16 protein-coding genes and 1 tRNA gene are annotated in these 20,327 nt (G+C 65.7%); 4 read left to right on the top strand and 13 right to left on the bottom strand.

Features of this window, described 5'->3' with window-relative positions; translation table 11 throughout:
• Positions 1–3: 3 nt before the first annotated feature.
• From ACHWUQ_RS15000 to ACHWUQ_RS14965, 8 genes are all read right to left on the bottom strand, one after another.
• A complete protein-coding gene (locus ACHWUQ_RS15000; RefSeq protein ID WP_239810872.1) occupies positions 4–309 on the bottom strand; it encodes a hypothetical protein in 306 nt (101 codons plus the stop codon).
• A complete protein-coding gene (locus ACHWUQ_RS14995; protein ID WP_394681606.1) occupies positions 302–745 on the bottom strand; it encodes a DUF3325 domain-containing protein in 444 nt (147 codons plus the stop codon). Before ACHWUQ_RS14995 ends, ACHWUQ_RS15000 begins: the two co-directional genes overlap by 8 nt.
• Positions 742–1,065, bottom strand: coding sequence for a hypothetical protein (locus ACHWUQ_RS14990; RefSeq protein ID WP_239810874.1), 324 nt, complete (start codon positions 1,063–1,065; stop codon positions 742–744). The genes ACHWUQ_RS14995 and ACHWUQ_RS14990 overlap by 4 nt, the downstream gene beginning before the upstream one ends.
• Positions 1,062–2,702 carry a PepSY-associated TM helix domain-containing protein gene (locus ACHWUQ_RS14985; RefSeq protein WP_394681605.1) on the bottom strand — a complete coding sequence of 547 codons (1,641 nt, stop codon included), beginning with the start codon at positions 2,700–2,702 and terminating at the stop codon, positions 1,062–1,064. Before ACHWUQ_RS14985 ends, ACHWUQ_RS14990 begins: the two co-directional genes overlap by 4 nt.
• Positions 2,703–5,291 carry a TonB-dependent siderophore receptor gene (locus tag ACHWUQ_RS14980; protein WP_394681604.1) on the bottom strand — a complete coding sequence of 863 codons (2,589 nt, stop codon included), beginning with the start codon at positions 5,289–5,291 and terminating at the stop codon, positions 2,703–2,705.
• A gap of 124 nt (positions 5,292–5,415) precedes the next feature.
• Entirely contained in the window at positions 5,416–6,411 is a 996-nt protein-coding gene (locus ACHWUQ_RS14975) for a FecR family protein (RefSeq protein WP_394681603.1), read from the bottom strand.
• Complete coding sequence (locus tag ACHWUQ_RS14970; protein ID WP_394681602.1) at positions 6,411–6,878, bottom strand: sigma-70 family RNA polymerase sigma factor; 468 nt, start codon at positions 6,876–6,878, stop codon at positions 6,411–6,413. The genes ACHWUQ_RS14975 and ACHWUQ_RS14970 overlap by 1 nt, the downstream gene beginning before the upstream one ends.
• Positions 6,879–7,104: 226 nt before the next feature.
• Entirely contained in the window at positions 7,105–9,093 is a 1,989-nt protein-coding gene (locus ACHWUQ_RS14965) for an IPTL-CTERM sorting domain-containing protein (RefSeq protein WP_394681601.1), read from the bottom strand.
• Here ACHWUQ_RS14965 and ACHWUQ_RS14960 point away from each other — a divergent pair.
• The 4 genes from ACHWUQ_RS14960 (at position 9,080) to ACHWUQ_RS14945 (ending at position 13,663) form a co-directional block, all read left to right on the top strand.
• Positions 9,080–9,436 carry a hypothetical protein gene (locus tag ACHWUQ_RS14960; RefSeq protein ID WP_394681600.1) on the top strand — a complete coding sequence of 119 codons (357 nt, stop codon included), beginning with the start codon at positions 9,080–9,082 and terminating at the stop codon, positions 9,434–9,436. The genes ACHWUQ_RS14965 and ACHWUQ_RS14960 overlap by 14 nt on opposite strands.
• A gap of 79 nt (positions 9,437–9,515) precedes the next feature.
• Positions 9,516–10,031 carry a sigma-70 family RNA polymerase sigma factor gene (locus ACHWUQ_RS14955; RefSeq protein ID WP_239810881.1) on the top strand — a complete coding sequence of 172 codons (516 nt, stop codon included), beginning with the start codon at positions 9,516–9,518 and terminating at the stop codon, positions 10,029–10,031.
• Entirely contained in the window at positions 10,028–10,996 is a 969-nt protein-coding gene (locus ACHWUQ_RS14950; RefSeq protein WP_394681599.1) for a FecR domain-containing protein, read from the top strand. Before ACHWUQ_RS14955 ends, ACHWUQ_RS14950 begins: the two co-directional genes overlap by 4 nt.
• Positions 10,997–11,104: 108 nt before the next feature.
• A complete protein-coding gene (locus ACHWUQ_RS14945; protein WP_394681598.1) occupies positions 11,105–13,663 on the top strand; it encodes a TonB-dependent siderophore receptor in 2,559 nt (852 codons plus the stop codon).
• A gap of 64 nt (positions 13,664–13,727) precedes the next feature.
• Here the strand turns inward: ACHWUQ_RS14945 and ACHWUQ_RS14940 are convergent.
• The 5 genes from ACHWUQ_RS14940 to ACHWUQ_RS14920 all read right to left on the bottom strand — a co-directional run bounded on the left by ACHWUQ_RS14940 (position 13,728) and on the right by ACHWUQ_RS14920 (position 20,307).
• Positions 13,728–13,815: transfer RNA gene (locus ACHWUQ_RS14940), tRNA-Ser, on the bottom strand.
• A gap of 68 nt (positions 13,816–13,883) precedes the next feature.
• Complete coding sequence (locus ACHWUQ_RS14935; RefSeq protein WP_239810884.1) at positions 13,884–15,542, bottom strand: Na/Pi cotransporter family protein; 1,659 nt, start codon at positions 15,540–15,542, stop codon at positions 13,884–13,886.
• 200 nt (positions 15,543–15,742) lie between these two features.
• Positions 15,743–16,261: a signal peptidase II gene (gene lspA / locus ACHWUQ_RS14930; RefSeq protein ID WP_239810885.1), complete on the bottom strand. Its 519-nt coding sequence runs from the start codon at positions 16,259–16,261 to the stop codon at positions 15,743–15,745.
• Entirely contained in the window at positions 16,261–19,116 is a 2,856-nt protein-coding gene (gene ileS / locus ACHWUQ_RS14925; protein ID WP_394681597.1) for an isoleucine--tRNA ligase, read from the bottom strand. The genes lspA and ileS overlap by 1 nt, the downstream gene beginning before the upstream one ends.
• Before the next feature lie 150 nt (positions 19,117–19,266).
• The gene (locus ACHWUQ_RS14920) at positions 19,267–20,307 is read right to left on the bottom strand and encodes a bifunctional riboflavin kinase/FAD synthetase (RefSeq protein ID WP_239810887.1); all 1,041 of its coding nucleotides are present in this window, start codon (positions 20,305–20,307) and stop codon (positions 19,267–19,269) included.
• Between the last annotated feature and the right edge of the window lie 20 nt (positions 20,308–20,327).

Raw genomic sequence — 20,327 nt, 5'->3', positions numbered from 1 at the left:
TTTCTAGATGCCCGCCGCCAGGCTGTAGACCGTCAAACCGCCATCTTCGCGGTCGCGCATCAGCAAGCCGGCCTGGGCCATCTCCTTGGCCACGCAGTAGATGGTGGCCGCTGGCAGGGGCGCGCCGCTCAGGGCCAGGTGGGAGGAGATATCGGCGCACTTGACCCGTGAGCGGCCGAGCTGGACGATGGCCTCCAGCACCCGCAGCCGGGCCGGCGTGGGCCGTATGCGCACATGGCGGCTGCGCTTGAACCAGTGGGCAGCAGGCAGGGCCGGCGCTGCCTTGCGGGGTGCGTGGTCATCATTCATGGGCGCATACTGGCATGGGAGTTTGGAGGCGGTTTGTCGAAGTGTGGCAATTTGTGTCAATGCCCAGCTGCTGATCCGTCCAGCTACCACACAGCAGCACCGCGCAGCAGGCCAGCAGTGCTGCTGCCGTGCCGCGCCGGGGCGCATAGCTCAAGATCAGCACTAGGCACCACGCCGCCACGCTGAGCCAGCCCAGCCAGGCGATCGCACCCACTGCTGCGCCCGAGGCCGCCATGCAGCGCTGCAGCGCCAGGGCCAACAGCACGCATGCCGCCAGGCGCAAGGCCCAGCGCAAGGGTCCGCCAGGTTCGCCCCGGCGCAGGATCTGTTCGCAGTGGCGGTCCATGGCCTGGCTCAGCAGCAGCATCGCCGGCAGGCACAGTGCCAGCGGCAAGGCGATGGTGCTGATCTGGTTGATGTGGCTGAAGGCGTTCATCCGCAGCACTCCAGCAGCGCGCGCAAGCTGGCCAGCAGCAGCGCGGCAGCGGCAAACTGCAGCGCCAGCCGGGCCAGTCGCTGCACATGAAAGGCCCAGAGCAGCAGCCCGGTGTACAGCACAAAACCCAGCAGGGTGCTGAGCAGTACCGCATGCGCCGGCGCGAGCAGGCCCGCCAGCACCAGGGCTTGCGCGAGCACCGCGCAGCCCAGGCCGGTGAGCAGGTAGCCACCACCAGCCGCCAGGCTGATGCGCAAGCCCAGCCGCATGGCATGACGCCAAGGCTGTGGAGCGGTGACCACTTTAGCGGGGGCGTTCATGCGCGTGCTCCTTGGCGGGGCCCGGGCCGGGCGGCGCGGGCGGGGGGCGTGGTGTGTGTTGAAAGCCGGTGGCGCCAGGCGCCCCAGGCGGCGAGCAGACCCAGCGCGATGCTGGTCAGCTCCACCCCGGCGCGTAGGCCATCGGCCTGGGCCAGGTAGCGCAGCAAGTGCTGGCCCGTGGTGGCGGCGTTGAGCAGCGGCAGGGCCATGCACAGCAAAGCCAGGGCGCAGAGCTGCTCCTGCCAGGCCGAGCGCGCGGGGCGCAGCAGCGCATGCAAGAGGCTAAGAGCCCACAGCGCAAAAAACAGCCGTATCTCGGCACTGGCCCGGGCCTCGATGGCCAGTGGCAGCAGGCGGTTGCCGTAGAGGTAGCCGATGGAGGCCAGCGAGGTGCCGGCCAGCGCTGCGATGTTCAGCGCATCGATGCAGCGGTAGACGGCAGGTGTGGCCCGGCCCCAGCCATGGTCGCTGCGGGTTCGGCGTTTGTTGGCAAACAGCAGCAGGCCTGTAGCCACCATGGCGGTGCCGGCCAGCCCGCAGACAAAGTACAGCCATTTCATGGTCCAGCCGCCAAAGCGGGCCATGTGCAGCGCCTCGATGACCGGGTGCACATCGCGGGCGCTGGCGGCTGGCTCGGACCGAGGCGGCGCCTGCAGCACCTCACCGGTGTCGGCAGCGATGCTGACATGCTCGGCAAGGTTATGCATACGCCTGGAATCGGCGCTATCCGCCAGCTGTGCCGTAAAGCGGTGGCTGGCCGGGCCTTGCGGCGGGTGCTGCAACGCAATGGATGCCACTGGCTGGCGCAGCAGCGACTGCGCCAGTTGCAGCTGCTGGGCCAGCTGGGGGCCGGCTGGCGGCAGATCCGGGCGCGCGGCCTGTGTGCCCGCGTTCAGATCGGTTTGGTAGCGGCTGTAGGCCTGGCGGTCTTCGCCATAGAGCGACTGCAGCGCATGCGGCATGTAGCTGGTGTAGAAGTAGGCCAGCCCGGTGTAGACGATCATGAACAGAAAGGGCAGGGTTAGCACCGCCGAGGCGTTGTGCGCATCCAGCCAGGAGCGCTGGCCCTTGCCGGGGCGAAAGCAGAAAAAATCCTGAAAAATGCGCCGGTGCACGATGAGGCCCGAGACCAGCGCCGCCATCATGCCCATGGACACCACACCCACCACCCAAAAGCCCGCCAGGCCGCCTTGCAGCGAGTAGTGGAAGGACATGAAGTGCCGACCACCTTCGGTCTGGCGGATGGGTGGCAGCGCCTGGGGTGCGCCGCTGGCCGGGTCGAGTGCAGCCTGCAGCACGCCGTCCGCCCCGCGTGCGGACAGCTGCAGGGCATCGCCCGCGCGGGCCGGCAGATCGATCTGCCACTGCCGGGCTTGCGGCGCCCTTTGCTGCAGATAGTCCTCAGCCGTGTGCAGGGCCTGCAGCCGGTCCTGCAAGCCCAGCGCGGCGTCAGGTGGCCCGTTGGCAGGCGCTGCCTGCATCCAGCGCGTGATGGGCTCGCGGAACACGCTCAAGGTGCCGGTCACAAAGATGGCGCAGAGCAGCCAGCCGCAGACCAGGCCACCCCAGGTGTGCAGCCAGGACATGGTCTGGCGCCAACCTGGCTGGCGCGCCGTACCGGGGACGGTACCGGGCATTTAGAAGCTGCCGCGCAAGGTCAGCTTGACGCTGCGGGGCTCGCCATACCAGTTGCCGCTGCCTGAGCTCCCCACGGTCTTGTAGTAGGTCTTGTCGAACAGGTTGTTCAGGTTGAGCGTGGCCGACCAGTGGCGGTCGATGCGGTACTGCAGGCTGGCGTTCCAGACCGCGTAGCCGGCCTGGGTGAACTTGTAGGGCACGCCTTCGCTGTCGAACTTGCCGGTGGCCGGGTTGTAAGGGTAGGCGGTGCCGCTGGCATAGGTGGTGCTTTGCACGGTCACGCCACTGCCCACCGTCCAGCGCGAGAAGTCGCCGGGCAGCTGGTAGCTGCTCCAGAGCTTGAGCAGGTGCTTGGGGGTGATGGTGCTGTAGACCAGCTGCTCGGCATCACTCTTGTTGCGGTTGTGGTTGTAGGTATAGCCGGCAAACAGCTGCCAGCCGCGCGCCAGCTGGCCCGAGATCTCCATGTCCACTCCCTGGCTGACGATCTTGCCCTGGGCGATGTAGCAGCAGCTCAGACCCAGGTCGCCCACATCGGTGTCGGGGTAGCGCGGGTCGCGCGCGGCCTCGCCGGTGCGCTCGATGCGGTAGAGCGCAAAGGCGGTGTTGAGCTTGCCGCCGGCCAGCTCGCCTTTGACACCCAGCTCGAAATTGCGCCCCTTGATGGGATCGAGCGGCGTGCCCGGCAGCGGGCCTTGCAGGCTGCTGGCCTGGGATTTGTGGATCTCGGAGACGCTGCCATGCGCCGTCCAGCGGTTGTCCAGGTCATAGACCAGGCCGGCATAGGGCGTGAGGATGCCGCTTTCCTGGTAGTAGCTTTTGCCGCTGGAGCGCAGCGAGCCATCGGCGTTGTAGTTGAAGTAGGGCGTGACGTTGGAGTAGCTGGCATAGCGCCCGCCCACGATGGCGCTGAGCTTGTCGGTCAGGCTCAGGTTGACGCGGCCATACAGGCCTTTTTGCGTGGCGCCATAGCCGGGGTAGCTGCGGGTCTTGCGCTCGCTGACCGCATGCGGAATCTTGTCGGGATCAAAGCCATAGACATTGGTGAGCGACTCGTCCGTCTCCATCTCGGAGTAGTAGGTGTCCTGGTCATCGCGGATCTTGGCCCAGTCGGCGCCCAGCAGCAGCTGGTGGCTGCGGCCCAGCAGCGAGAAGGGTCCGCTGATATTCAGGTCCACGCTCTTCTTGTCCGAGCGGAAGTCGTTGGAGAAGCCGGTCCAGCTAGCACCCAGGCCGGTGGCGGGATCGACGGCGCCACTGAGGCTGGCCAGGCGGCTGTCGCTGTCCACCTTCTGGTAGTTGAGCTGGGCCTTGGCTTTCCAGCCGCCGGCCAGCTGCTGGTCGAGCTGGGCAAACAGCTCCTTGGCGCTTTTGTCGTAGTGGCTCCAGCCGGCCATCAGTGCGGTGTTGCGCGGCAGGTGCAGGTCGTCGCCATTGGGGGCGCGCGGAATGCCTTCGCGCCAGGGCGTGGCACTGAGCTTGTCGTAGCTGGCGCCCAAAGTGACCTTGCTGTCTCGGCTGAGGTCGGCTTCGACAATGCCGTAGAGCAGGCTGTTCTTGGAATCGGCACTGCGGTAGAAAAAATCCTTGTCGGTATGGGCCAGCACCGCACGGCCGCGCACGCTGCCATCGCTGTTCAAGGGGCCGGCCACATCCAGCTCCAGCTGCTTGCGGTTCCAGCTGCCCAGGCTGGCCGAGGCCTGGATCTGGCGCTGGGCCGTGGGGCGCTTGCGCACCAGGTTGATGGCGCCACCGGGCTCGCCATTGCCGCTGAACAGGCCATTGGCGCCGCGCACGATCTGCACGCTGTCGTACATCGCCAGGTTGGGGTCAAACAGCTGCTGGCTGAAGGCATCGACGCTGGCGCCATCGATCTGCACATTGCCAATCTCAAAGCCACGCGAGAGAAAACGCGTGGCCTGACCGCCCAGGCCGCCGGCACCGGCGTAGTCCACCGTCACGCCGGTGGCCTGCTGCATCACCTCGCCAACCGTGCTCAGTGCCTGGTCCTCGATCAGCTGGTGGGTCATCACGGTGATGGACTGCGGTGTCTCGCGCACATCCTGGCCCTTGCCCAGCGACACGCGCCCGCTGGTGTAGGAGCCACTGCCTTCGGTGGCCTCCGTGCGCTCGGCCTGGGCGGTAACCAGCACCTCCTGCAAGGTGTGGGAAGCGATGCTGCGCCGCTGCACGGTGATGGCCGCGCCGGCGGCCATGGCCTCCAGATCGCTGCCGGCCAGCACCTGGGCCAGCGCCGCTTGCAGGCTGAGGCTGCCTTGCAGCGCTGGTGCCTGGCGCCCTTGCACCAAGGCGGCATCGACCGAGATGGCCACGCCCCAGGTACGCGCCAGTGCATTGAGGGCCTGGCCCAGCGGCTGCGCCGGCAGGTTCAAGCTCTGGGTGGCTGCCATGGCCGTCTGGGCGGCTGCCGGCTGCGCCTGCACCGGGCCGGGCAAGGCCAGCAGGGCCAGCGAGCCGGCACAGGCCAGGCTGCAGGCCAGCGCGATGACAGGCTGGCGGCGTTGGGCAGTGGCTGGCGCTGCGGAGCGGCGGGACGGGCTGCAGGGAAGTGGCAGATCTCGGTACATGCGAATGCTTTCTAGGGTGTTGTCCCAGTGAAGACGTAGCAGCGGCGATATACCGGACAAAAATTTTGAGAGAGGTGGGTGGCAGGCTGTTTGGCGCTGTTCATCCACGCGCATGGCAACCCGACTAGCGGCGGCGAATCAGACTGCTGCCATCGGGCAGGCGCTCCACCCGCACGGGCAGCGAGCGCGGCAGGCTGGCGACAAAGGTGGCCGGGTCGCGCAGCTGGAAGCTGCCGGTCAGGTGCAGCGACTGCAGGCCGCCGGCAGCATCGAGCTGCAGCGGGCGCTCCAGGTAGTCGTTCCAGCGGCTCAGTACCTCCGGCAGCGGCGTGTGGTCAAACACCAGCCAGCCATCGCGCCAGGCGCCCACATCCTGGCGGTTGACGCTGCTGGTGTGCAGGCCGCCTTGCGCATCCAGGCGCGCGGCCTCGCCAGCGGCCAGCACCACATCGGCGGCCTGGCTGGCATCGCTGTCCAGGCCCCAGACGGCGACGCGGCCCTGGGCCACGCTGACCTGCAGGCCCGATGGGCGCAATGCCACCGAGAACACGGTGCCCAGCACCCGCACCCTGCCCAGCGGTGTTTGCACTTCCAAGGGGCGCTGGGCATCGTGGACCACATCCAGGCGTATCTCACCGCGCGCCAGTTGCAGCACGCGCCGGTTGCGGTACAGCACGGCCTCTACGGACGTGGAGGGCGCCAGATCCAGGTGCGAGCCATCGGGCAGGTTCTGGGCCAGCATCTGGCCATGGCCGGTGTGCAGCGCCATGCGTGCCAGCGGCTGCTGCCAGTACCAGCGCCCACCCAGGCCCAGCAGGCTGGCCAGCCCTGCCGTGCCCAGCAGCGACAGGCTGCGGCGGCGCTGTTGGCGGCTGCGCTCGGCCTGGCTGGCGGGCAGCGCAAAGTCGGCTTGCAGCGCATGGGCTTCGGTCGCGCCCCAGCCTTGCAGCGCGCGCTGGGCGGCGGCTTCGTGTTCGGCCGACTGGGCCCGCCAGCGTGCAAAGGTCTGGCTGGCGGTCTCGGCGGTGGCGGCATCGCCCGCGTGCTGGCGGGCGATCAGCAGCAAGGCGTATTCCAGGTGTTTGCGGTGGGGGTCTGCCCCGGTGCTGGCCGCTGCCATCAGGCCTCCAGCCCCATGCAGCCGCAGACGGCGCGCACCACATGCTTTTCCACCGAGGCGATGCTGATGTCCATGTGCGCGGCCGCTTCGGCATGGCTGAAGCCATAGATGCGCACCAGTACAAACACCTCGCGTCGCTTGCGCGGCATGGCAGTGAGGCGGCGTACCAGCAGCTCCAGCTGCTGGCGGCTGGCGATGACGCGCTCGGTGGACGGGGCGTCGTCAGCCGCCACCAGCGCCAGGGTTTGCAGCAGCTGGGCATCGACCTGGCGGCGCCGGGCGTCGTCGATGACGATGTTCTTGCCGGTGCGAAACAGCAGTGCCCGCAGGTCTCTGACGGCTACTTCGCGCGCCTGCAGTGCCAAAACACGGGCATAGCTTTCCTGCACGACATCGGCCGCCGCCTGCCGGTCATTGAGCGAGCGGGAGAAGAAGTTCAGCAGTTCTGCGTAATAGCTCGCAAGCACGAGAGGACACCTTGGCCATGGGGCTGCAGAAAGGGGCCCCAACAATGCGCCCGGCAATGGTGCGGGACAGGGGCTGGCTTGCAGCGAAGGCGCGATCTTATCAAAAAATAGAAATGAATCTCATTTCCAATAAGACGACCCAGGATGTGGTGGGTCAGGTCCAAAGGTTCCAGAAGGGGGAAGGCGGGGGCGCTGCGCCTGCGCACCCCGATCATCGGTTAAGCGCTTAGCCGATGCGCTGGCCGCGCGAACGCATGCGCCAGGCGCCGAGGCCGCCGGTCAGCAAGGTCAGCAGTACCAGGCTCCATTGCTGCAGGCTGGGCACAGGTTCCACGCTGGTGGGCACAGGCGGGTTGGTGGTGGCAACGGTGGCGGAGGCGATGCAAGGCTGCGCGGTGCTGCCAGTGCATTGCGCATTGGCTTCGCCCACCGCCAACGAGGCTGTGTTGACCAGGCTGGCAGGGGGCTGCGCGCTGACGGTGGTGGCCAGCTCGATCGTGACACTGTCACCGGCGGCAAGCGATGCGACCGTCACATCCACTGCACCGGTGCCGCTGGCGGGCACGCAAGGAGCGGCGCCGCTGCTGGTACAGGTCCAGCTGGCGTTGTCCAGGCCTGCGGGCAGCGGGTCGGTGATATGGGCCTGCGTGACGGGCACCTGGCCTGCATTGAGTGCCGTGATCGAGTAGTTCACCGGCTGGCCGGCATAGACGGTGCCGGTGGTTTGCGCGGTCTTGCTCAGTTGCAGCAGCGGGTTGGGCCACAGATCCACCGCTGCCGATGCGCTGCAGGGCTTGGCCTGGGTCTGCGCGCTGGCCGGGTTGTAGCACAGCCACTCGGCATTGCTGGCTGCCACGCCGGCAGTGTTGAGGACCTGGTCCATGCGGGTGGCGATGCTGTCCACCGTGGCGACCACGGTGTAGACCAGGCTGGCGTTGGCGCGCATGCTGGCGATGGTCTGGCTCAGCACACCGCCTGCGGCGAGGCTGCCGCTGGCTTGTGGGCAGACCGCAAGGCTGCCGACCGGTGACTGGCAGCTCCAAGTGGCCGACGCAAATCCGGCGGGCAACGTGTCATTGAGTGCAACGCCGGTCAGCTCGGCTGCTCCTTCGTTCTTGACCGTCACGGTGTAGGTGGCCGTTTGCCCCGGGTAGAGCGGGCCGGTGGCATCCACCGTCTTGGTCACACTGAGCAGCGGGCTGGTGGCCACCGATGCCGACGCGCTGCAAGGCGTTGGAAAGCCTTCACGGGCATCGCAGCTGAGGGTGCTGGTGGCAGGCGGCTCGATGGTGGCGGTGTTGGTGATGACCGTGGCGCCTGCGGGCAGCGGGTTGCTGAAGCGCGAGTTGACGCGGAACACCAGTGCGCTGCCTGCCGGCAGGGCCGGCAGGACGGTGTCGAGCGGAAAGACGCCGCTCGCAGGCACGGGGCACACGGCAGCGCTGCCCGCAGGGCGGCTGCAGCTCCAGGTGCTTCCCGCTGTTTGGAGTCCAGCGGGCAGGGTATCGCGCAGGCGGGTGCCACTGGCGTCGCGCGTGCTGGCATTGGTCACTGTGATGTCGTAGAACACCGGGCTATTGGCGCTGGCCAGGCCGGTGTAGGCGCTGCCGTCGCTATTGACCGCTTTTTTGGCCACCGACAGCGGCGGCGAGCAAGAGGCGGTGCCGCTCGACTGCACCAGCAGACCCGAGGGGTCTCCCTGGTTGCCGACGACGACGTAGATGGTGTTGGTGCCGGTCTTCCAGCCATTGTTGAGAACGACCGGCACATTGCCTGCAGCCGTGAAACCACCGACGCCCAGAATGGCGCCATTGTTGGTGTAATCGAAGACGGTGTCGTTGACCAAAACGCGTTTGACCTGGTTGTCCACATACAGACTCAAACTCAGGTTGAAACTGTCCGGGTCCACGGCTGGATCCATCGTGAAGCGGTATTGGTAGACGTAGTAGCTTCGGCCATACTGCACCCCGATCCACTGGGCGTTGCCAAACGGCGATTGCACCCAGGCGCCATTGCCGGCACCGGGGCGGTCGACCGGGCCTTGGGCATAGCTCAGCGCTGCAGCGGCGGCAGGTGTGGTGATATCGCCAGGTGCCGGGGCGATGGACCAGTGCGCATCCAGACTCCCCAGCGGGAGCTTGGGGCTGTTGATGCTGTAGCCGTTGCTGCCGTCAATCCCGGTATTGAATATGGCGGGGTCCGTGCTGCATGACACAACCGGCACCGTTTGGGCCTGGACCGCCAAGGGGTTGAGAAGTGCTGCGACCGCACATCCCAGGCCCAGAGAATGGGCCATCGATATTCTGAAGCCGTTCATTGCATTCCTATTTGAAATAAATTTATTCAATATGGATATGCATCGTAGTAGGGCGAAATCGCAGCGAAAACAGGGCAATGTCAAACATCTTCATGCGGGCGCATGGTTGACATTTTTTATGAAAAGACTTGCTTCAGTTGACGCGATTGACGGCGCTCAAGGTGCGGGCTGCAACGACACCGCAGCTACACCGCAGCGCGGGGCGCAGGTGTGGGGAGGCGGTGGTGCCAGCTGCCACTGAAGGCACTGCCTCTTTGGGGAAAGAAGAATCATTATCAATTATGATCTTGCGGTTGTTCGCGTTCCTCACCGGGTTGCCCATGCCACAGCCTCCGCTCCACACCGAGGTGGAAACCATTTTTCGCCAGCACCACGCATGGCTGCGCGGGCGCTTGATGCTGCGCACATCCAGCCACAGCGAGGCCGAGGATGTGGCGTCGGAAACCTTTTTGCAGTTGACGGAAAAAGGGAGCGCGGCTGAAGGCGAGACGCTGGATATCCACCACCCGCGTGCCTTTTTGTCGACGGTGGCCAAACGCATCCTCATCAAGCTCTGGCAGCGCCAGGATCTGGAAGCCGCTTACGAGGACACGCTGCGCCACCTGCCCGAGGCGGTGGCGCTGTCCCCCGAAAGCCATGCGATGCTGGTCGAGGCCATCTGCCAGATCGACCGGGCGCTGGCTGCGCTGCCGCTGCCGGTCAAGACGGTGTTTCTGCTGTCGCGGCTGGAGGGCATGCGCTACCCCGACATTGCCGCGCACATGGGCATCTCGCTGGCCACTGTCGAGCGCCATATGCGGCGGGCCCTGCTGCAATGCGTACGCAGCGTGCCATGAGCGCCACCCCACTCCCCAGCCCCGCACTGCACGCCGCCGTCGACTGGCTGGTGCGCCACGAGGCCGAAACGATGAGCGCGGCCGACCACCAGGCTTTTGCGCGCTGGCTGCAGCAGGACGCGCAGCACCAGGCCGCATGGGAGCGTGTGCGCGCGGCATTGGCCGAACCGCTGACCGCCGTCCGCCATCTGCAGGCCCATACCCAGGGCCTGCATGCACAGGCGGCCATGCAGGCGCTGGTCCGGACCCGCCGCCGCCGGGTCCTGCGCGGCGCGCTGGCGGTGGGCGGGCTCGGCGTGGCCACCGCACTGGTCGCAGACCGGCTGGCGCCGTTGGGCGAGCTGATGGCCGATTGGCGCACCGGCACCGGTGAGCGCCGTGAATTCATGCTGGCCGATGGCACCAGCGTGTTGCTGGATGCCCGCTCCGCCGTCGATGTGCACGATGCGGCCGGCGTGACCGTGCTGCAGCTGCGGGCCGGGGCCCTGATCGCCACGCGCGCCGTTGCAGGCGCGTCCCCGTTGCAGATCCACACCCGCGATGGCGTGGCACTGCTCGATGCCGGCCGCATGATGGGCAGGTTGTATGCGGACCGGACGGAAATGGTGGCGCTGGACCAGGGGCTGACCCTGCGGCCCCGTGAGTCAGCGCAGACGCTGCTGCATGCCGGGGAGGGTGCGCGTTTCACTGCCCATCGGCTCCAGGCGCTGGGCGGCCATGCGGTGCAGCGCGCCGCATGGCAGCAGGGCATGCTCGCCGTCGATGACTGGCCGCTGGCCGATGTGGCCCAGGCGCTGCAGGCCTATTTTTCTGGCTATATCCGCGTGGCCCCTGCGGTGGCGGAGCTGCGGGTGTTTGGCATCTTCCGGCTGGATGTCGATGGGTTGTTGACCACGCTCAGCCAGATGCTGCCGCTGCAGATCCAGCGCTGGGGGCCGTTGATCCGCATTGGCGAGAAGGTCTGACGCGCAGATCGCGGCCAACCCCGATGCGGTGCCTGGTGCAAATAGATGAGGGGTTTTTTAGTCTCGGCGCACTGGTTAAACAGTACCCAGCGAAAAGGAACTTCTGCCGTGACGACTTCCCCTCTCCAGCGCCGCCATGACGGCGCCCCATTGACCGTGCGAAGCTGCGCCGCACACTCGCCCCTCCATGCGCTGGCCCTGGCTGCCGTGCTGGCCTGCACGCTGGCGCCTGCCACCAGCCGGGCGGACGATGCACCCCAGGCCGCTGCGGTGCAGCTCGACATTCCGGCGGGCAGCCTGGCCGATACGCTGACCCGCATTGGCCAGCAGACCGGGCGCAGCATCGTTGCCGACCCCGCCGTACTGCAAGGCCAGCGCAGTGCCGCTATCCAGGGCAGTTGGACGGCGGAGCAGGCGGTGCGCAAGGCGCTGGAGGGATCGGCGCTGCAGGTGCAGACGCTGACCGGTGGGGCGCTGCAGGTCCGCAAGCCAGCGGCCCCTCAGCCTCCGGTGGCAGGCACTGCACCGGCAGCGGAGGTTGTTGCGCCAGCCGGCGCCGTAGCGGCAGCCGCTGAGGCCAGCCACCAGCTGCCCGTCGTGGTGGTGACCGACCAGCGCTCCGACAGCTCGCTGATGCAGCCGACCCGCCAGGTCACGGTGATCGAGGGGGAGGAGCTGGACGACCTGCGCGCCACCTCGGCCAACCTGAACAGCCTGCTGGCCAAGAGCGTGCCGGGCATGGCGGACTCCAGCCGCAATCTGAGTGATTTCGGCATGACCCTGCGCGGCAGAAATGTGCTGGTGCTGGTCGATGGCATCCCGCTCAACACCAACCGCGACACGGCGCGCAACCTGGTCAATGTGGAGATGAGCCGCATCGAGCGGGTCGAGGTGTTGCGCGGCAGCAATGCCATCTATGGCAGCGGTGCGACAGGGGGCGTGATATCGGTCACCACCCGTCCGGTGGGGGGCAAGCCGGTGGCGCGTACCACGGTGGGTTTTGACAGTTCGCTCTCGCGCCTGAGTGGTGACGGCCTGGGCGGCCAGGTGCAGCACTATCTGTCGGGGGCCGGTGATGTTGTCGATTACGAGGTCGATATCTCGGCCCGCCGCATCGGTGGTGCCTTTGACGGCCACGGCGACCGCATCGCCCCGGATGCCAGCCAGGGCGATCTGTTCGACTCGAACACCTACAGCCTGGGCGGCAAGATCGGCTTTCGCATCGATGGGGACCAGCGCATCCAGCTGGCGGCCAGCCACCTGCGTGCGCACCAGAAGTCGGACTATGCCAACGACCCCAGCGTCAACCAGGCGCCATTGGGTTCGGTGGCGGCCCGCGCCATCCGGGGGCTGAAGCTGGCGGACCAGAACCAGGTGGAAAACACCTTGCTGAGCGCCAGCTACGAACACAAGGACCTGGGGGGCAGCACCTTGAGTGCGATGGTCTATGGCCGTGACAACTACGTGCGCTTTGCGCCCTTTGATGCCCGCAGCAATACCAACCGGGGCAATTTTGTCGACCAGGTGATGCAGAACAACAAGGTGTTCGGCAGCCGCCTGACCATCACCACCCCGATCGGCGAAGACAAGACCACCAAGCTGGTCTGGGGCGCGGACTATATCCAGGAGCGCAGCAACATGCCGCTCGATACGTTTGACGCCGCTGTCTATGACGCCAGTGGCGGTCTGGTGTTCCAGCCCACCGGTCAGCGCATCTACATGCCCTGGGTCACCGTCAAAAGCGCGGGCGCCTTTGGTCAGCTGCAGCACAAGTTCAGCGACCAGTGGTCCGCCGAAGGCGGCTTGCGCTATGAGAAATCGCAGGCCAGTTTTGACGATTTTCAGCCACTGTCGCAGTCGCGCCTGCCCAACCCGGCCACGGTGGCGGGCGGCAAGGTCTCCTACGACGCGGTGCTCTACAACCTCGGTCTGGCCTTCAAGCCCTGGAAGAACCATGAGTTCTACACCTCGTTCAGCCAGGGCTTTGACCTGCCCGATGTGGGCCTGCAGCTGCGCAATGCCGGGGCCAAGTTCGATATCAATGCCTCCGAGCTGGAACCGGTCAAGACCGACAACTATGAAATCGGCTGGCGCGGCAGCTTCGGCGACACCATGGCAACATTGGCGCTGTTCCATTCGCGCTCGGATCTGGGCGCCGTGCAGTCCTTCAACAACGGCCTGCACCTGACGCGCACGCGCGAGCGCATTCGCGGTGTCGAGCTGACCGCAGACCACTATGCCGACCACTGGTCCACCGGCGGCACCGTCACCTGGATGCAGGGCCGTGAGACACCCCCAGGCGCCAGCAGCGATCAGCGCATGACGGGCTACCGCATCCCGCCACTGAAGATCACCGGCTATGTGCAGTACAACCCCAGCGGCCGCTGGAGCCTGCGCACCCAGTTCAACTGGTTTGGCGCACGCGATTACCGCCTGGCCGATGGCAAGACCCAGTTCGCCCGGGCCGATGTCAAAAGCTACTACAGCGTCGATGTGGTGGGCCGCTACCAGTTCGACAACAAGAACCAGCTGACCATCGGGGTGCAGAACCTGTTCAACCGCTACTACCTGCCGCTCTACAGCCAGCTGATGCGCAGCGGCAAGAACGACAGCCGCCTGCCGGCAGCCGGTGCGACCTTGACGGCGAGCTATACGCACAACTGGTGATTTGGGCGGGAGTGGCTGGAGCTGCCAACGAAAAAGCACCCTCGGTGGGGTGCTTTTGCTGTTCTGGCGGAAGCTCAGGGATTCGAACCCTGGAACCCTTTCGGGTTGCCGGTTTTCAAGACCGGTGCAATCGACCACTCTGCCAAACTTCCTGGAGGCTGCTGGGCGGAGTGCTCGCCTGGCAGCATCAGGGATTGTATGCGAATTCCGGCCCGCCGCCTCAGTGGCGGGCGGGTTCGGGATCGTCCTTGAGGCGGCTGTGGGCCAATGCGCCGGCCGCTTCCAGGATCGGGTAGGCGACCGAGCACAGCAGCGAGTTGATGCGCTTGAGGTCGCTGATCAGGTCGATGTGCAGCGAGCTGGTCTCGATGCTGGGGACGGTGTTGTGCGACAGGCGCTCCAGGTGCGAGGCGGAATAGGCCAGTTCCAGGTCGCGGAAGCGCGCCTTTTCTTCCAGCAGCTTTTGTGCATCACGCACATTGCCCGAGAGGAACACGCTCATCGCCAGGCGCAGGTTGTCCAGCAGGTGCGAATGCAGCTCGTTGATCTCTTCCATGCCCTGCTTGCTGAACTGGCGGCGCTTCTTGATCTTCTTGTTTTCCACATCGGTGAGCACGCGCTCGATGATGTCGCCGATCTGCTCCATGTTGATGGTGAAGTTGATCACTTCAGTCCAGCGCTGGCTCTCGCGTTCGTCCAGTTCGGCGCGCGAGATCTTGGTCATGTAGTACTTGATGGCCGAGTACAGCTCATCGACCGTATCGTCGAGCTTGCGCAGGTCCTGTGACAACTGCTGGTTGTCGGTCTGCACCACGTTGTGCAGGCCGATCAGCATCGACTCGACCACATCGGCCTGGTGCAGCGCTTCACGTGCGGCGCAGGAAATGGCCAGCGACGGGGTGGACAGCGCAGAAGCATCGAGGTGGCGCGGGCGCTGTGGGCCCTTGTTCGCCTCTTCCTTGGGCAGCAGCTTGCGCATCCAGTCGCCGATCACGCCGGTGAACCAGATGAAGCCCAGTGTGTTGAGGATGTTGAAGGCCAGGTGGAACAGCACCGCCGAGCGGCCCGCATCGTTGATGTAGGGCATCGCATAGGTCGACCACAGACCGACGAAGGGCGCGACGATGGCGACGCCCATGATCTTGAAGACGAGGTTACCGATGGTGACCTGGCGCACTTCGATGCTGGATTTGGCCGTTTGCAGCACGGCCAGCACACCGCTGCCCAGGTTGGCGCCCAGCACCAGGCCCAGGGCCATGTCGCCGGTGATGGCGCCCGATGCGGCCATGGCCGCAATCAGCAGCACGATGGCCAGGCTGGAATAGGCGATGACGGCCAGGATGGCGCCCAGCAGCAGCTCCATGAAGAAGTCGCTCTTGACGCTGACCAGCAAGGTGCGTACGGCCTCCGATGCGAGCAGCGGCTCGGTGGCCTCGACGATCAGGCGCAGCGCCAGCAGCATCAGGCCCAGGCCGATGAAGACGCGGCCCACGCGCCCGGGCGTGGAATCCTGCTTGGAGATGAAGAGCACGACGCCGGAGAAGATCAGCAGCGGCGACAACCAGGACAGGTCGGTCGAGAACAGCACCGCCATCAAGGCGGTGCCGACGTCGGCACCACGCATGACCGACAGCGCGGCCGTAAGCGGTATCAGGCCCTGGCCGACGAAGGAGGCGGTCATCAGGGAGGTGGCACTGCTGGACTGGACGAGGGCCGTCACCCCGATGCCCGAGAGCATCGCGGTGAAACGGTTGCTCATACTGCGCGCCAGCAGGTTGCGAAGGTTGGCGCCAAAGACGCGCAGCACCCCTGTGCGCACCATATGAGAGCCCCAAACCAGCAGCGCAATGGCGGCAAGAAGATTGAGCAAGTGTTTCATAAGGCGAACCGGACACTATACCCCTGATAAGCGCGCCGCGCTGTAGGGCGAATGCCATTGTGTCTCTTTTTATGCAGGCCAGCGGTGTTTCGCCCCTGGCCGCGCTGCCCTGGTGGCGTGTGGACCACCGAAAAAAACACCGCCGTCGCGGGGCGAGGGCGGTGTTTGCGTGTTGCCTATCGAGGCGTTGAATTGCCTGATCAGCTTTTTTCGCCCCGGCGCATGCGCAGCAGCTCATCCAGGATCAGCAGAAACGCGCCCAGGCAAATGGCCGAGTCGGCCAGGTTGAAGGCCGGGAAATGGCTGCCCATCCAGTGGAAGTCGAGCATGTCGACCACATAGCCGTGGCGCATGCGGTCCACTACATTGCCGATGGCGCCGCCCATGATGCAGGTGAGCGCCAGGCAGAACAGGGTTTTGTGGCTATGGCGGTAGAGCTGCCAGACGATGACCGCCGTCACGACGACCCCAATCCCAGTGAACAGCCAGCGCTGCCAGCCGCCGGCGCTGGCCAGGAAGGAGAAGGCCGCGCCAGGGTTGTGGGCCCGGACGATGTTGAAAAAGCCGGTAATGGTCGTGTATTCGCCCAGCTGGTAGTGGGCCAGGATCCATTCCTTGCTCCACTGGTCCAGCCAGAAGATCACCGCAGCAATCACCAGCCACAGCACGAACCGGCCTTTGCCGGCGCTGCCCACGGCAGCGGGGGCGGCGGCGTTCATCAGGCCATCCGGCGGGTTTCACCCACGCCATAAAGATTGCTGTCGCAGCGGCCGCACAAGGTGGGGTGGGCAGGGTTCTGGCCCACATCGTCGCGGTAGTGCCAGCAGCGCTCGCACTTGGCCTTGTCCGATGGGTTGACGGCCACGCTCAGCGCATCACCGGCGGCCACCGTGGCGGCCGAGGTGATCAGCACAAACTTCAGGTCGTCGGCCAGGGTCTGCAGCAGCGCCAGGTCTTCCGGCTGGGCGCTGATGGCCACCTCGGCCTGCAGCGATGCCCCCACCTTGCCATCGGCACGCAGGGTTTCGATGTCCTTGTTGACCACATCGCGGATCTCGCGGATGCGGGCCCACTTGGCCAGCAGGGCTTCGTCGCCAGCGGGCAGGTCGCAGAATTTCTCCAGGAAGATGGTTTCGCTGTTGCCGACGATCTTCCAGGCCTCTTCGGCGGTGAAGGACAGGAAAGGCGCCATCCAGCGCAGCATCGCCTGGGTGATCTGGTGCAGCGCGGTCTGGGCCGAGCGGCGTGCCAGGCTGCCTTCGGCGCTGGTGTAGAGGCGGTCCTTGAGGACATCCAGGTAGAAGCCGCCCAGGTCCTCGGAGCAGAACAGCTGCAGCTTGGCCACCACCGGGTGGAACTCGTAGACCTTGTAGTGCGCCAGCAGCTCTGCCTGGAACTGCGCCGAGCGTGCCAGCGCCCAGCAGTCGATCTCCAGCATGTCGTCGTAGCCGACCGCATCCTTGGCCAGGTCGAAGTCGCTGATGTTGGCCATCAGAAAACGCAGGGTATTGCGGATGCGGCGGTAGGCGTCGACCACGCGGGCGAGGATCTTGTCGTCGATGCCCAGGTCGCCCGAGTAGTCGGTCGAAGCCACCCACAGGCGGATGATCTCGGCGCCCATCTTGCCGCTCACATCCTGCGGCGCGACGGTGTTGCCCAGCGATTTGGACATCTTCTTGCCCTGGCCGTCGACGGTGAAGCCGTGGGTCAGCAACCCCTTGTAGGGCGCGCGGCCAAAGATGGCCGAGGCCAGCAGCAGGGAGCTGTGGAACCAGCCCCGGTGCTGGTCATGGCCTTCGAGGTACAGGTCGGCCTCAGGTCCGCTGTCGTGGTGGTGCTCGGCGTGGGTGCCGCGCAGCACATGCCAGAAGGTCGAGCCCGAATCGAACCAGACTTCCAGGATGTCGGTGCTCTTCGTGTAGAGCTTGGCTTCTTCGGCACCCAGGATCTCTTCGCTGGTCACACGGCTCCAGGCCTCGATGCCGCCCTTTTCGACGATCTCGACCGCCTGGTCCAGGATCTCCATCGTGCGCGGGTGCAGCGCGCCCGTGTCCACATGCAGGAAGAAGGGGATGGGCACACCCCAGCTGCGCTGGCGCGAGATGCACCAGTCCGGACGGCCGGCGATCATCGCGCGCAGGCGCTCCTGGCCGTTTTCCGGGTAGAAGCTGGTGTGCTCGATCGCGTCCAGCGCGATCTGGCGCAGGGTCTGTGCCGGCTTTTGGGCCGGGTCGGTGAACACGCCTTCGCCTTCATCCATGCGGATGAACCACTGGGCGGCGGCGCGGTAGATCACCGGCGTCTTGTGGCGCCAGCAATGCGGGTAGCTGTGGGTGATGGTCTTGGTGTCCATCAGACGGCCGGCGACCTTGAGCGCGTCCAGGATGACCGGCACAGCCTTCCAGATATGTTGGCCACCGAACAGCGGCAGCTCGGGCGCATAGACGCCGTTGCCCTGCACCGGGTTGAGAATGTCCTTGTAGTCCATGCCATTGCTGACGCAGGAGTTGAAGTCATCCAGACCGTAGGCGGGCGCCGAGTGCACGATACCGGTACCGTCGTCGGCCGTCGCATAGTCGGCCAGGTAGACAGGCGAAATGCGGTCATAGCCCTTGTCCACATGGGCCAGCGGGTGTTTGAAGGGCATGTGGTCCAGCACCTTGCCGGGCGCCGATGCGATCACCTTGCCGTCGATCCCCCAGCGCTCCATGCACTTGTCCACCAGCGCGCTGGCCAGCACCAGCAGGCCGCGCCCGGTATCGACCAGGCTGTATTCCAGATCGGGGTTGACGTTCAAGGCCTGGTTGGCAGGGATGGTCCAGGCGGTGGTCGTCCAGATGACGATGAAGGCTTCCTTGTCCAGCTTGGCCAGGCCGAAGGCGGCCGCCAGCCGGGCCGGATCGGCCGCCGGGAACATCACATCCAGGGTCTGGCTTTGCTTGTCGGCGTATTCGATTTCGAACTCGGCCAGCGATGAGGCGCAGTCAAAGCACCAGTAGACCGGCTTCAGGCCCCGGTAGACAAAGCCACGCTCCATGACCTTCTTGAGTGCGCGCAGCTCGCCCGCCTCATTGGCATAGTTCATGGTCTTGTAGGGGTGGTCCCAGTCGCCCAGCACGCCCAGGCGCTTGAAATCCGCCATCTGCTGGCCGATCTGCTCGGTGGCGAAGGCGCGGCTCTTGGCCTGCATCTCGTCGCGGGGCAGGTTGCGGCCATGGAGCTTTTCGATCGCGTTCTCGATCGGCAGGCCGTGACAGTCCCAGCCCGGCGCGTACAGCGCGTCATAGCCTTCCAGTTGGCGGCTCTTGACGATCATGTCCTTCAAGATCTTGTTGACGGCGTGGCCGATGTGGATCTTGCCGTTGGCGTAGGGCGGGCCATCGTGCAGGATGAATTTGGGCGCGCCGCTGCGGGCAGCACGCAGACGCTTGTAGATACCCTTGTCCTCCCATTCCTGCACCCAGGCCGGTTCGCGCTTGGGCAGATCGCCCCGCATTGGAAACGGGGTGTCGGGCATGTTCAAGGTGGCGCGGTACGCAGAGGCCTTTTCTGCGGGAGACGATTTGTCGGACATAAATACCTTCAAAGCAAAACATGGTCCTGATCCGGGCGGGGTGATCATGCCGGTCAGTGGAAAAATGTATAGCGCAGAAGCGTTGTCTGACGTGCACGGGCGTGCAGGCGACGGCTGACTTCTGCGCGGCACGGCGCAGTCAGGTCAGCGTCAAATTCGGTCGCGTGTGGTCTGGCGACGGGTTTCGGCGTGGCTGGCCGTATGAAAGAAGGCACGGGCATCCGCGCAGTCCTTGGCAATCCCTGTGGTCAGGGCGTCCAGACTGTCGTATTTGAGCTCGTCGTGCAGTTTGTGTAGGAGTTCCACTCGGATGATTTTACCGTATGCCCCGTCACCACCCAGTTCGGCGGGCCATTGCAGGCAATGGGTCTCCAGCAGCACGCGGCCACCGTTGACGTCATTGGGGTCCAGCGAGGGGCGCACGCCCAGATTGGCCACGCCGGGCAGCGGCTCTGCCGACAGGCCGTGCACCAGCACGACAAAAATGCCGCTGGCAGCCGGTTTCCAATGGTCAAAACGCAGGTTCAACGTGCGAAAGCCATCGCCTGCGCCCGCGCGGCTTTCGGCCAATTGGCGGCCGAGCTTGCGGCCATGCACCACATGGCCGGATATCGCATAGGGGTAGCCCAGCAACTTGGCCGCCGCCGGCATGTCGCCCTGGCTGAGCGCATGCCGCACCGCCGTGCTGGACACGCGCAGGCCATCGGACTCGTAGCTGTTCATTCTTGCCACATCGAAGCCCTGCTTGCGGCCGGCGTCGACCAGCTTGGCGTAGTCGCCCGCGCGCTGGTGGCCGAAACGGAAGTCGTCGCCCACCAGCAGGTAGCCCGTGCCCAGCCCCTGGAGCAGCACATCGTCGATGAAGGCCTGCGGGGCCTGCGCCGCCAGGCGTGCGTTGAAGGGCAGCACAATCGTCTGGTCGATGCCGCATTGGGCCAACTGGTCGAGCTTGTCGCGCAACGTGGAGATGCGGGCGGGCGCCAGATCGGGCTTGTGCAGCAGCTGGGCAAAATAGTCGCGCGGATGGGGCTCGAAGGTGAGTGCGCAACTGGCCAGACCCCGGCGCTGCGCTTCGCTGCGCAGCAGCGCCAGCATGGCCTGGTGGCCCCGGTGCACCCCATCAAAATTGCCGATGGTCAGCGCGCAATGCCTGGTGACCTCGGGGTGGTCAAGTCCTCTGAAGATCTTCATCTTTGCTTTGTTTTTTGTAG

The organism is uncultured Comamonas sp., assembly GCF_964277875.1.
In the GTDB taxonomy this organism is placed as follows: domain Bacteria; phylum Pseudomonadota; class Gammaproteobacteria; order Burkholderiales; family Burkholderiaceae_C; genus Comamonas; species Comamonas sediminis.
Note: the sequence above shows the minus strand (reverse complement) of the source record. Positions and strands in the feature narration are given on the sequence as shown.